Source organism: Flavonifractor sp. DFI.6.63 (assembly GCF_024462255.1).
GTDB classification, from domain to species: domain Bacteria; phylum Bacillota; class Clostridia; order Oscillospirales; family Oscillospiraceae; genus Lawsonibacter_A; species Lawsonibacter_A hominis.
In genome coordinates this window covers 38,993-51,549 of the sequence record NZ_JANGBE010000006.1, presented here as the reverse complement: position 1 = coordinate 51,549, position 12,557 = coordinate 38,993, and the positions used below count along the sequence as shown (strand labels likewise).

Genomic DNA, 12,557 nt, shown 5'->3' with positions numbered 1-12,557 from the left:
TTCTGTTTCTCATTTTTATGGCAGGGTCAGTCTGCAAACAGGGGGGTGGAAAGGTAGCGGTCGCCGGTATCGGGCAATAGGGCGACGATGGTCTTACCCTTGTTCTCCGGACGGCGGGCCAGCTGGATCGCCGCCCATACGGCTGCGCCGGAGGAGATACCCACCAAAATCCCCTCCGCGCGGCCGATCTGACGGCCGGTGGCAAAGGCGTCGTCGTTCTCCACGGCGATGATCTCATCATAGACGTTGGTATCCAGCACCGCAGGGACAAATCCGGCGCCAATTCCTTGGATCTTATGGCTTCCGGCGGTACCCTTACTCAGCACCGGGGAGGCCGCCGGCTCCACCGCTACGATCCGAACCGCCGGGTTCTGGCTTTTCAGGTATTCGCCCACGCCGGTGATGGTGCCGCCGGTGCCGACGCCGGATACGAAGAGGTCTATCGTCCCATCCGTATCCGCCCAGAGCTCCGGGCCGGTGGTAGCCTTATGCACAGCGGGATTGGCCGGGTTGACAAACTGACCGGGAATAAAGCTGTCTGGAATCTCCCGCGCCAGTTCGTCGGCCTTGGCGATCGCCCCCTTCATCCCCAGAGCGCCCTCGGTCAACACCAGCTCGGCGCCATAGGCGCGCATCAGCTGGCGGCGCTCTATGCTCATGGTCTCCGGCATGACGATGAGGATGCGGTAGCCCCGGGCCGCCGCTACGGAGGCAAGGCCGATCCCGGTATTGCCCGATGTGGGTTCGATGATGACGGAACCGGGCTTCAAAAGCCCCTTTTGCTCCGCATCGTCGATCATGGCTTTGGCAATGCGGTCCTTGACGGAACCTGCGGGGTTAAAATACTCCAGCTTGGCCAGGATACGGGCCTCTAGGCCAATTTCCCGTTCGATGTGAGTCAGCTCCAGCAGGGGGGTCTTGCCAATCAGTTGGTCTGCACGGGAATAGATGTTGCTCATATTTAATACCTACTTTCATACTAGGTTTATATGAATAATATACCTTGTCATCGACCTTGTCAATCCTTCTGCCACATTTTCTCTATCCGCCCATTGAAAACCTATTAAACCTATTGTATAATTGGTTAAACCAACGAAAGTGAGGATGTCCTCAATGATGATCTCGACCAAAGGCCGTTATGCGCTGCGGGTCATGATCGACCTGGCAGAACATCAAGCGGACGGCTATATTCCTTTAAAGGTGATCGCGGAGCGGCAGGATATCTCTGAAAAGTATCTGGAGAGCATTTTGAAAGCGCTGGTACGGGAAAAGATACTGACCGGTCTGCGTGGGAAGGGGGGAGGCTACCGTCTGGCCAAGCCGCCGGAGCGCTGTACCGTTGGCAGCATCCTGCGCCTGACCGAGGGAAGTCTCGCTCCGGTTGCCTGCCTGGAGGATGACGCATACCAGTGCCCCCGCATGGCGGACTGCCGCACGCTGCCCATGTGGCGAAAGCTGGATGCCATGATCCGTACGTTTTTCGACGGCATCACCATTGCGGACCTCATGGTATCAGGCCGACCGGGCAACGAATATATTATATGATGGGACAGCCTGGACGGAACCGACACAAAAAAGCCCCTCAGAGTACGCGCCCGAAGGCGCGTACTCTGAGGGGCTTTTTTGAAAAATGGAGCGGGTGCTGCCGTTATCTTTTTTCAGCCTGCAGTGCTTTTGCCCAAACGGCGTTTTCAAGCGGCTAAGCGGTCGTTTTTGCGCCCTGAAAAAGCGGGACCCGGAGAATCCCGGGCCCCGCTTCAGGTTACTTGAATTGTTCGACCAGGTCTGCCATGGAATAGAGACCGGGGGCGTCTATGCCGGCCAGGAAACGCGCCGCCTTCACCGCGCCGGAGGCAAAGACCTCGCGGCTCAGCGCGGAGTGACGCAATTCGATGACCTCGTCCCGCCCGGCAAAAAGGACCTCGTGATCCCCCACAATACCGCCGCCCCGTACGGAGGAGATCCCGATCTCGTGGGCCTGACGGGCCCTGCGGATACTCTGGCGTTCATAGACGTACTCCGACGTATCGGAAAGCCCATCCGCCGCCGCTTCCGCCAGCATCAGAGCCGTACCGCTGGGCGCATCCAATTTTTTGTTGTGATGGCGCTCCACGATCTCCACGTCAAAGCGCTCGCCCAACACTGCCGCCGCCCTGCGCACCAGGTCCAAAAGCACGTTTACCCCAAACGACATGTTGGCGGAGCAGAAAATAGGGATCTGCCGTGCGGCCGCGTCAATCGCGGACAGCTGCTCCGGAAGATATCCGGTGGTGCACAGTACCAGAGGTATCCGGCGGGTCATTGCAAAGTGCAGCAGCGCGTTCAGCGCCGCCGGTGAGGAAAAATCCACGACCACATCGGCCTCGCCCCGGAAGTCGGCCGGGGAGGCGAAGACCGGAAACTCCCGCTCTCCCGCCCCAAGAAGGTCAAAGCCTGCGACGATCTCAACATCCGCTTCGGCGGTGCAGATCGCCTCCACCGCCCGGCCCATCCGGCCGTTACAGCCGGAAATGATCAGCCTTGCCATGTTCCACATCCCTCCCGCGTCAAGAAAGGATCCCGGCGCTTATCATGGTCTGGCGCAGCGTTTCCAGATGCCCGTTGGACATATCGCACAGGGGCAGCCGCAAAGAGCCCACATCATAGCCGGCCAAATTCATAGCGGCCTTGATGGGGATGGGGTTGACTTCGAGAAAGAGCGCGTCGATAAAATCCATATACCGCAGCTGAAGCGCGCCGGCTTCCCCGAATCTGCCTTCCAGGCAGAGGTGGGTCATTTGGATCATGATCTCCGGCGCGATATTTGCCACCACGGAAATGACGCCCTTGGCGCCCAGACTCATCATGGGCACCACCTGATCGTCGTTGCCGGACCAGACGTAAAAATCGTCGCCGCAGATTGCGCGGGTGTGCGCCAGCAGGGAAAAGTTTCCGCTGGCTTCCTTGACGCCGTTGATCTTGGGATGCCGGGAGAGAATCTGATAGGTCTCCGCCGTGAAGGAAACGCCGGTCCGGGAGGGGACGTTATAGAGGATGATGGGCAGATCCACCCGGTCGGCTATGTATTCATAATGCTTGATGAGACCAGTTTGAGACGCCTTGTTGTAATAGGGAGTCACATGCAGCAGAGCGTCGGCCCCGGAGTCCTGAGCGTGCTGGGACAGGTAAACGGCGGCGGATGTATCGTTGCTTCCCGCGCCGGCGATGACCTTGACCCGATGATTGACCCGCTTGACACAGTATTCCACGGCGGCAATATGCTCCCGAATGGAAAGGGTGGCGCACTCGCCGGTGGTGCCGCAGACGCAGATAGCGTCCAGGCCGCGTGCGATCTGCTCGTCGATCAGTCTGCCGAACCGATCGTAATTGACAGCGCCGCTCTGGTCAAATGGGGTCACAATGGCGGAGCAGGCTCCGGTAAAAACAGGTTCTCTCATGATAGGGGGTTACCTCCTTAGAATGTACCCCTCCGCGCACAGCAGTTCGGCCAGCAGGACGGCTCCGCCCGCTGCGCCGCGCAGGGTATTGTGGGAAAGACAGACAAACTTATAATCGTACTGGGTGTCGGGCCGCAGACGGCCCACGGATACGGCCATGCCCCCCTCCAGCGCGCGGTCGAGACGGGTCTGGGGGCGGTCTGGCTCCTCAAAATAATGCAGGAACTGTTTGGGCGCGGTGGGCAGGGCCAGCTCCTGGGCGCGGCCCTTGAAATTTGCCCAACTGTCTTTGATCTCCTCCGGGGAAGGGGTGTTTTGGAAGGTGGCAAAAACAGCGGCCATATGGCCGTTGGAGACGGGGACGCGCAGGCACTGCGCGGTGATGGCGGGCGACGCGGCGTTGACGATCACGCCGTTTTCCACCTTGCCCCAGAGCTTCAGCGGTTCACGCTCGCTCTTCTCCTCTTCGCCGCCGATGTAGGGGATGACATTATCCACCATTTCCGGCCAGGTCTGGAAGGTCTTGCCCGCACCGGAGATGGCCTGGTAGGTGCAGACGAGCACCTTTTCCAGACCAAAGCCGCGCAGGGGGTGCAGTGCGGGGACATAGCTCTGGAGGGAGCAGTTGGACTTGACGGCAATGAACCCGCGCTCCACCCCCAGTCGCTTTCGTTGGGCCTCTATGACCTGAATGTGTTCCGGATTGATCTCCGGCACCACCATGGGCACGTCGCTGGTCCAGCGGTGGGCGGAATTATTGGAGACCACGGGGCACTCATGGCGGGCATACGCTTCCTCCAGCGCCTGAATCTCCTCTTTCTTCATGTCCACGGCGGAGAAGACGAAATCCACTTGGGCGGCGATCCGTTCCACATCCTCGGCGGCATTCATGACGACGAGGTTTTTCGCCTCCTCAGGCATGGGGGTATCCATGGCCCAGCGGGTACCGATGGCTTCCTCATAGGTCTTGCCGGCCGAACGGCCGCTGGCCGCGATAACGGCGAGCTGGAACCAGGGGTGGTTTTCCAAAAGGGTCACAAACCGCTGACCGACCATACCGGTACCGCCAATGACGCCGACCTTGTACTTTTCCATAATCAATGACCTCCATCGTTCATGATGTATCCTATTCCATTGCCGGCTCGTTTGAGACCGGCAAAACCGGATCGAAGCAAAAAATAAATCAGCAGTTTACAGAACTGCTGATTTTGTACTATAATGTCAAAGACGATTTGCCTTTGACAAGATACCCCAAAAGCAGACAGCGCTCCACCGCGGCGCGCGGCGACAGTCGGACGGCTCTTCGCCGGGCGACCAGGAGCGGGGCTTCCGTGGACCGGGCTCCTTCGGCGGCGTCCCCTTTCGCAGCGGTTCCAGGGGCCACCGGAGCCCTCCCCGCGCTACTGTTGAACAGCCGCGACCTCTGTTATGCTAATAACGCCTATGGAATTGAAATTTTAAAAATTGTACCACAATTCGAAGAATCGTGTCAACAAAACCGGGATGTGAGAATTGACAAATGAAGCAAGGGAAATGTTTGAAATTTATACAACTTGCAGCCGCCCTCCTGATGGTTTCCCAATGGATGGGTGCAGCGCCTGCCCAGGCGGCCTCGGTACAGGTGAATCCGACCATCCGGGTGGGGCTCTTTTACGGCGGCAGCGCCCTGCCAGGGGCAAATCTGCTCAACGAAGTGGGTTCCGGGTACCGCTTCGGCTATTTTGACGGCAGCCTGCGCTTTGTTCCGCTGGGCAGCACGGCGAAAACTGCGATCTCCATGGTAAAGGATCAGACCGTGTATTACGGCACTGTGGGCGGCTGGGCTGGATATTACGACTCCATTTCTTCCGGCATTGCCGTGGGGGGCTATCATCTCCAGCTTCCGGAGCGCTATGCGGACTTCCAGTCGGCGTCTGCGGCGGCCTGCCGGTATGCCGGCGCCTTCCCGGCATGGATCGACGGAGCCTATTACGTCAGGCTCGGCGCCTACCTGGACAGCGCCTCGGCACAGAACGCACAGGCCGCGGTGCCCGGAGCGTCGGTGACGGCCCCGTCGGGCACGGGCGTTTCGGTGGTGGAGACGGGGACCGGAACGATCCTGTTCCAGTTCGACAGCGCCGACGGATGGGCCATGGCGGTCCAGCCCGGTCTGGATGATACGGTCAAGACCCGGACTATTTTCCGGGGAAATACCTATTACGGCGCGTTCCAGTACCGGCGCAGCGGCGGCAATCTGTCGGTGAGCAACGTGCTTCCCATGGAGGATTATGTGCAAGGGGTCATTTTGTCCGAGATGAGCGCCTCCTGGCCCTTGGAGGCACTGAAGGCCCAGGCGGTATGCGCCCGGACTTACAGCTATGCCAAGCTGCTGGATCAGCGGCACAGCTCCGACGGCTTCGATATCTGCAACACGGTCCACTGTCAGGCTTACAGGGGGATCGCCGGCATGAGCGACGCCAGCCGCCAGGCGGTGGAGGCCACTTATGGCCAATATATCTGGTATAACGGCGGCTTGACCGAGCCAGTCTATTTTTCCTGCGATGGCGGAGCTACGGAAGACGCGGGGAACATCTGGTATGAGGACACGCCCTATTTGAAAGGGAAGACGGATCCCTATGAGGCCGCTGTATCCGATAAAATTGAACGCTACAGCTGGAGTGTGACCTATACCCGCCAGGAGCTGACTGATCTGCTCAACGGCAAGGGTTACGCCAATTCCGGCATCGTGGACGTTCAGGTCACAAAAACGTCGCCCACGGGGAATGTACTGGCAATTACCTTTACCGATTCGGCGGGAAAAAGCTTCACGAAGACGAAGGAAGACTGCCGGACATTTCTGGGACTGCGTTCCCAGCGCTACAGCATTTCGGGCGGAAGCGGAGGTTACGCGGTGAACGGGGAGGGGACGCTGCCCTCTGTGAGCGGCGTATACGCGGTGGACGGAAGCGGAACGGTATCCCAGCTGCCCTCCGGCCAACCCTATGTCATCGGCGGCGACGCCGCGGTGAAGCAGTTGGCCCCATCCGCCGCTTCGGGGGGCGATACCTTTACCATCGCCGGAACCGGCTGGGGCCATCACGTGGGTATGAGCCAATGGGGCGCGTATTCTATGGCACAGCAGGGCTATACTTATTGGGATATCCTGCAATTCTACTATACCGGAATCGAGGTGCGCCAGCCATAAAGACCGCTGATTTTGATTTTTACCTGCCGGAGGAACTGATTGCACAAACTCCGCTGGAGCGCCGGGATGCCTCCCGGCTCCTGGTGCTGGATAAGAACACGGGGGCGCGGCGGCATATGCATTTTTACGATTTGCCCGCCCTCTTGCGCCCGGGCGACTGCTTGGTGCTCAACGACTCCCGGGTCCTGCCCGCACGGCTTGTCGGCCACCGCGTGCCCGGCGGCGGCGCAGCGGAGGTGCTGCTGCTCATCGACCGGGGCGACAAGGTGTGGGAGTGCCTGGTCCGGCCGGGACGCAGGCTCAAGCCCGGCGCGCGCATTTCCTTCGGAGACGGCGCCCTCACCGCTGAGGTGCTGGAAGTCTGCGAGGGCGGCAACCGCCTGGTGCGCTTTGACTATGAGGGTATTTTTTTGGAAAAGCTGGAGCAGCTGGGCAAGATGCCCCTGCCGCCCTATATCAAGCAGGAGCTGGAGGACCCGGAGCGCTATCAGACGGTCTACTCCCGGGCGGTGGGCTCCGCCGCCGCGCCGACGGCGGGACTGCACTTTACCCGTGCGCTGCTGGAACAGGTGCGCGAAATGGGCGTAAAGGTATGCTACGTTACACTTCATGTGGGCCTGGGGACCTTCCGTCCGGTGAAAGAAGACGAGATCACCGACCATGAGATGCACGCGGAGTACTGCATGATTCCGGCTGAGACGGCCGAGACCATCAACCGCACGAAGCAGACCGGCGGACGGGTCATCTGTGTGGGCACCACTTCCTGCCGCACCATTGAGAGCTGGGCTTCGGAGGACGGCACGCTTCGGGAGAGCGCCGGATGGACCAATATTTTCATCTACCCGGGGTATCGCTTTAAGGCGTTGGACGGTCTGATTACCAACTTCCATCTGCCGGAGTCCACCCTCATCATGCTGGTCTCCGCACTGGCGGGACGGGAGCAGGTGCTGGCGGCATACCAGGAAGCGGTGGAACAGCGCTATCGCTTTTTCTCCTTCGGGGATGCGATGTTCATCACAGACCTTATCCCAAGGGACGATCAGCCGGACTGACGCCGTGCGGCACATTGGGGGAGATGCGGAGGAAGGAGGAGACGGTATGCACGCAGACCGGAGCGACCGGCGCACGCGGTATACACAGATGGTCCTGAAAAAGAGCCTGATCGAGTGGATGGAGCAAAAGCCGCTTGCAAAGATTACCATCAAAGAGCTCTGTGAGCGGGCGGACATCAACCGCTGTACCTTTTATGCCCATTACCGGGATCAATACGATCTGCTGCAGCAGATCGAGGACGAGATCATCTCCGAGATCCGGGAGCGGCTGTCCGCCTTCGATTTTCGCGCCGATATCGGCGAGGCCTTTCAAGTCGTGGAGCAGATTTTTCAGTATATCGCGGATAACCGCGACTTCTGCAGCCTGCTGCTGAGCGAGAAGGGCGATTTCAGCTTTCAAAAGCGGGTCACGGCTCTGTTTCAGGAGCAGTATGCCCAGCAATGGCAGGCGTCCCGCTCCACCGACCCGGAGACCGTGGAATATTTGTACCGTTATGTCATCACCGGCAGCATCGGCATCCTGCAGAATTGGCTGAAAAGCGGCATGCGCAAGTCGCCGGGTGAAATGGCGGGACTTTTGCTGCGGCTGACCAATCAGGGCCTGGCCGCTTTTTCCTGACGGTCCGCTCAAGGCAGGCGAATCGGAATGGAATCATTGACCCGTTTGCCCAATCTCGGCCCGGTGTTGGCGGAGCATCTTCACAGAATCGGCGTAGATACCCCGGAACCGCTGCGGGGCATGGGCAGCCGGGCGGCCCGGATACAGATCCGCGCCCAGGCGGACCCCAACGCCTGCCTGCACCAGCTGACGGCCCTGGAAGGGGCGATCCGGGGCGTACGCAAGAAGGAGCTGCCCGATACCTGCAGGACCGAGCTGCGTACCTTTTATCAAAGCCTGAAATAAAGGAGCGTTTGCGTGTTTAAACTCATCCAGACCGAAGGCCGTGCCCGGCGCGGCGAATTTGCCTGTGCCCATGGCACGGTACAGACCCCGGTGTTCATGAATGTGGGAACCCAAGGCGCGATTAAGGGAGCTCTCTCCGCCCACGATCTGCGGGAGATCGGCTGCCAGGTGGAGCTGTCCAATACCTATCACCTGCACCTGCGCCCCGGAGACGACGTGGTGCGCGCGCTGGGCGGGCTGCACCGGTTCATGGACTGGGACGGCCCGATCCTCACCGATTCCGGAGGCTTCCAGGTCTTTTCGCTGGCTGGACTGCGGAAGATCCGGGAGGAGGGCGTCACCTTTGCCTCGCATATCGACGGGCGGCGGATCTTTATGGGGCCGGAGGAGTCCATGCGGATCCAGTCCAACCTCGGCAGCGACATTGCCATGGCTTTTGACGAATGCGTGGAAAATCCGGCCACCTATGAATATGCCAAGGCCTCCTGTGAACGCACGCTGCGGTGGCTGGAGCGGTGCAAAGCAGAGCATGACCGGCTCAACGCCCTTCCGGAGACGGTGAATCCGGGACAGATGCTCTTCGGCATCAATCAGGGGGCGACCTTTCCGGACTTGCGCATCTGGCACATGCAGCAAACCGCAAAGATCGACTGTGAGGGCTACGCCATCGGCGGTCTGGCGGTGGGAGAGCCGGCACAGGTCATGTACGATATCATCGACGTGATAGAGCCCTATATGCCCGTGGACAAGCCGCGCTATCTTATGGGCGTGGGCACCCCTTCCAACATCATTGAGGGCGTGGCGCGGGGCGTGGACTTCTTCGACTGTGTCATGCCTGCCCGCAACGCCCGACACGCCAAGCTTTTTACCTGGTCGGGCGCCATGAACATCAAGAATGAAAAATACAAGCTGGACGAGCGGCCCATCGACCCGGACTGCGCCTGCCCAGTGTGCCGCTCCTTTTCGCGCGCCTATCTGCGCCACCTCTTCGCGGCAGGGGAGATGCTTGCCATGCGCCTTGCGGTACTGCATAACCTGTATTTTTACAACGCCCTGGCCGGACGGATCCGGCAGGCCCTGGATGAGGGCTGTTTTGCGGACTTCCGGGCGGAATATTCCCCCAAATTGGCCGGACGCCTGTGAAGAATCTGTGAATCCTGCGAAAAAGGCTTGTCAAATCCTGCATTTCGTTTTATAATAGCTTTTACGTGATGAAGAGGTTCATCCAAGTATTTATCGGAGGGGATTGTTTTGCTGACACAGGTAACGAGTGCGATGCTGACGCAGGAGGGCGGCACCGGAAGCATGCTGAGTATGATCCTGCCCTTTGTCCTGCTGATCGCAGTCTTTTATTTCCTGCTGATCCGGCCCGAGAACAAAAAGAAGAAAGCGGCTGCCAAGATGCGCTCCGAACTGGCGGTGGGGGATGAGATCACCACCATCGGGGGAATCGTCGGCACCATCTGCGCAGTCAAGGAGGACACCATCGTCATTGAGACCGGCGCCGACCGCGTGCGCATGGAATTCACCAAGTGGGCGATTTCCACCAAGGGCACCCAGGCCACGGAAAACGGCGCGGGCGAGACCAAGGATTCCAAGGACAAGAAGTAATACGAAACGCCCTCCCGGCATATGTTCCAGTAGGAACGTGGCAAGGGAGGGTGTTTTTATGCGGAAAACAGAGGAGGATCAGGCCGCGAAGCTGCTGCGCTACGGGGTCGGGATCGTTTTGGGTGGGGCCGCGGCGCTGGCGGTATGCCTTTTGTTCCTGCTGGCTGCCTCGGTGCTCATCTCACGGGGGCTTTTGGCGGACGGTCTTACTTATCAGCTGAGTATCGTCGGCTGTGTGGTGGGGGCGTTCGCAGGCGGAATGCTGGCGGTTCGCCGCTGCGGCAGGCGTACGCTGATCGTAGGGCTGTGTACCGGAGCGGTGCTTTTTCTGCTGTTGCTTACGGTTGGCGTGCTGTTCTTTGAGACCATGTCGGTGGAGCAGGGCGGGATCGGACTGCTGTGCGGCGGTCTGTGCGGCGGCGCGGCCGCTGGGCTGCTGGGCGGCGGAAAGCGGAGCGGTGGAAAGAAAAAGCGCAGAAAATAATTGAAATCGGGCCGCGGCTATGCTATAATCCTCCTAAACCATTTGTTATGGGAGGGAAACCAGAATGAAGCATGTGAAGACGCTCAACGGCGCGACTCTGAAAAACAGCGCCGCCCACGGCGGCTGCGGCGAGTGCCAGACCTCCTGCCAGTCCGCCTGTAAGACCTCTTGCACCGTGGCAAACCAGAAGTGCGAGAATAAGTAAGAACCGCTGATTGGAGAGGGTGGGGTTTCCCACCCTTTTTCCATGGAATGCGCCAAGTGAGGATCAAATTTATGGTACATACCTTTCAAGCCCTCGGCGTCAATGTCGCCGTGGATGTCAACAGCGGCGCCGTCCATGTGCTGGACGAGCTGACGTATCACCTGCTGGAGCAGGTGAAGCCCCCCATAGCGGAACACTGTCCGGAGGAGGTCTGCCAGACGTTGTCCCGGTATGCCCCCGCCGCGCTGGAGGAGGCGTGGCAGGAACTGCGCAGCCTGACTGCGGAGGGGCTGCTCTTCGAGGAGGACGACTACATCGACCGGGAGAAGGCGGCCTCCATGCAGCAGCAGGCACTGGTGAAGGCGCTGTGCCTCCACGTCTCCCACGACTGCAATCTCCGGTGCAAATACTGCTTTGCCTCTACCGGAGACTTCGGCACCGGCCATCGCCTGACCATGGACGCCGAGACCGCCAAGCGGGCCATCGACTTTGTCATCGCCAAATCCGGCCATCGCCGGAACATCGAAGTGGACTTCTTCGGCGGCGAACCGCTGATGGCCATGGATACGGTGAAGCGGACGGTGGAATATGCCCGCTCCATCGAGGAAGCACACGGAAAGTGTTTCCGCTTTACCATTACCACCAACGGCGTACTGCTTGACGACGAAACCATCGAATACATCAACCGTGAAATGTCCAATGCGGTGCTGTCTCTGGACGGACGCAAAGCGGTCAACGACGATCTGCGTCCCACAATCAACGGCAAAGGCAGCTACGACGTGATCGTACCGAAGTTTCGAAAGCTGATCGAAGGCCGTGGAACCAAGGACTATTATCTCCGCGGTACGTTTACCCGCTTCCACCAGGACTTTGCAGAGGATGTGAAGGCCCTGGCCGCAATCGGCAAAAACATCTCCGTGGAGCCGGTGGTGGGGAAGGAGACGGATCCCTATGCTCTCCAGGAGGCCGACCTGCCTGCGCTGAAGGCAGAGTATGAACGCCTGGCCGAATACCTGCGGGATCATCCGGAGACGAACTTTTTCCATTTCAACGTAGATCTGGCCCAGGGCCCCTGCGTGATCAAACGCCTGCGGGGCTGCGGCGCAGGTTGCGAATATGTGGCCATCACGCCGGAGGGGGATATCTACCCCTGCCACCAGTTTGTGGGCAACGAGGAATACAAGCTGGGCAGTCTGTACGATGGAAGCTTTGATCAGGCGTTGTCCGGAACATTTGCCGCCCTGAACATCTATACCAGAGAGGAGTGCCGGAGCTGCTGGGCCCGGTTTTACTGCTCCGGCGGCTGCAGCGCATCCAATCTGCTTGTCAACGGTGACATAAAACGCCCCCACCGTGTCGGATGTGAATTGGAGCGCAAGCGGCTGGAATGCGCCATCGCGCTGAAGGCCATCGCCGCCGGTATGGGAGCGTAGGGTATACAAATTGTAATTATACAGACTGTAATCGGCAGGATTGGCCCGCAAAAACGAATATCTTGCGCAAAAGCCTACGGACAATACCACATATAGAGCCTGTACGGCGCCGCACGCTGCGGCGCCGTACTCTTTTGATCACAAGGTTTACATAATTTAATTTACATAATACATTGGCATAATATACAAAAATGCGATTTTTTGCAAAGATTTCTTGCACAAGCCGATCGAGTGGTCTATATTTGTA

14 protein-coding genes and 1 riboswitch are annotated in these 12,557 nt (G+C 59.2%); of the genes, 10 read left to right on the top strand and 4 right to left on the bottom strand.

The window, feature by feature from the left end; all coding sequences use genetic code 11:
• Positions 1-26: 26 nt before the first annotated feature.
• Positions 27-959, bottom strand: a complete 933-nt coding sequence (gene cysK, locus NE547_RS04730) for a cysteine synthase A (protein WP_256174907.1) — start codon at positions 957-959, stop codon at positions 27-29.
• Positions 960-1,113: 154 nt separating this feature from the next.
• On the opposite strand from cysK, the gene NE547_RS04725 reads away from it, so the two are divergent.
• The gene (locus NE547_RS04725) at positions 1,114-1,545 is read left to right on the top strand and encodes an Rrf2 family transcriptional regulator (protein WP_186906502.1); all 432 of its coding nucleotides are present in this window, start codon (positions 1,114-1,116) and stop codon (positions 1,543-1,545) included.
• A 217-nt stretch (positions 1,546-1,762) separates the two neighbouring features.
• Here NE547_RS04725 and dapB read toward each other — a convergent pair whose 3' ends face one another.
• The 3 genes from dapB to asd are packed head-to-tail and all read right to left on the bottom strand — an operon-like array spanning position 1,763 to position 4,532.
• On the bottom strand, positions 1,763-2,527 hold the full coding sequence (gene dapB, locus NE547_RS04720) for a 4-hydroxy-tetrahydrodipicolinate reductase (protein WP_256174906.1): 765 nt from the start codon (positions 2,525-2,527) through the stop codon (positions 1,763-1,765).
• A 19-nt stretch (positions 2,528-2,546) separates the two neighbouring features.
• The gene (dapA, locus tag NE547_RS04715) at positions 2,547-3,437 is read right to left on the bottom strand and encodes a 4-hydroxy-tetrahydrodipicolinate synthase (RefSeq protein WP_256174905.1); all 891 of its coding nucleotides are present in this window, start codon (positions 3,435-3,437) and stop codon (positions 2,547-2,549) included.
• 9 nt (positions 3,438-3,446) lie between these two features.
• Positions 3,447-4,532, bottom strand: a complete 1,086-nt coding sequence (asd, locus tag NE547_RS04710) for an aspartate-semialdehyde dehydrogenase (protein WP_186906499.1) — start codon at positions 4,530-4,532, stop codon at positions 3,447-3,449.
• 159 nt (positions 4,533-4,691) lie between these two features.
• Positions 4,692-4,871, bottom strand: a riboswitch (Lysine riboswitch).
• 103 nt (positions 4,872-4,974) lie between these two features.
• Here asd and NE547_RS04705 point away from each other — a divergent pair.
• From NE547_RS04705 to scfB, 9 genes are all read left to right on the top strand, one after another.
• Positions 4,975-6,621, top strand: coding sequence for a SpoIID/LytB domain-containing protein (locus NE547_RS04705; RefSeq protein ID WP_256174904.1), 1,647 nt, complete (start codon positions 4,975-4,977; stop codon positions 6,619-6,621).
• Positions 6,618-7,673: a tRNA preQ1(34) S-adenosylmethionine ribosyltransferase-isomerase QueA gene (gene queA / locus NE547_RS04700; RefSeq protein WP_186906602.1), complete on the top strand. Its 1,056-nt coding sequence runs from the start codon at positions 6,618-6,620 to the stop codon at positions 7,671-7,673. The genes NE547_RS04705 and queA overlap by 4 nt, the downstream gene beginning before the upstream one ends.
• 46 nt (positions 7,674-7,719) lie before the next feature.
• Complete coding sequence (locus NE547_RS04695; protein ID WP_186906496.1) at positions 7,720-8,292, top strand: TetR/AcrR family transcriptional regulator; 573 nt, start codon at positions 7,720-7,722, stop codon at positions 8,290-8,292.
• Positions 8,293-8,319: 27 nt separating this feature from the next.
• A complete protein-coding gene (locus tag NE547_RS04690; protein WP_186906495.1) occupies positions 8,320-8,577 on the top strand; it encodes a TfoX/Sxy family DNA transformation protein in 258 nt (85 codons plus the stop codon).
• 12 nt (positions 8,578-8,589) lie between these two features.
• Positions 8,590-9,720, top strand: a complete 1,131-nt coding sequence (tgt, locus tag NE547_RS04685; protein ID WP_256174903.1) for a tRNA guanosine(34) transglycosylase Tgt — start codon at positions 8,590-8,592, stop codon at positions 9,718-9,720.
• Between the two features lie 171 nt (positions 9,721-9,891).
• Positions 9,892-10,188: a preprotein translocase subunit YajC gene (gene yajC, locus NE547_RS04680; protein ID WP_186906601.1), complete on the top strand. Its 297-nt coding sequence runs from the start codon at positions 9,892-9,894 to the stop codon at positions 10,186-10,188.
• 58 nt (positions 10,189-10,246) lie between these two features.
• Positions 10,247-10,672, top strand: a complete 426-nt coding sequence (locus tag NE547_RS04675; protein WP_186906493.1) for a TIGR04086 family membrane protein — start codon at positions 10,247-10,249, stop codon at positions 10,670-10,672.
• A gap of 64 nt (positions 10,673-10,736) precedes the next feature.
• The gene (gene scfA, locus NE547_RS04670; RefSeq protein ID WP_186906492.1) at positions 10,737-10,877 is read left to right on the top strand and encodes a six-cysteine ranthipeptide SCIFF; all 141 of its coding nucleotides are present in this window, start codon (positions 10,737-10,739) and stop codon (positions 10,875-10,877) included.
• A 71-nt stretch (positions 10,878-10,948) separates the two neighbouring features.
• Positions 10,949-12,310: a thioether cross-link-forming SCIFF peptide maturase gene (scfB, locus tag NE547_RS04665; protein ID WP_256174947.1), complete on the top strand. Its 1,362-nt coding sequence runs from the start codon at positions 10,949-10,951 to the stop codon at positions 12,308-12,310.
• The last annotated feature ends 247 nt before the right edge of the window (positions 12,311-12,557 follow it).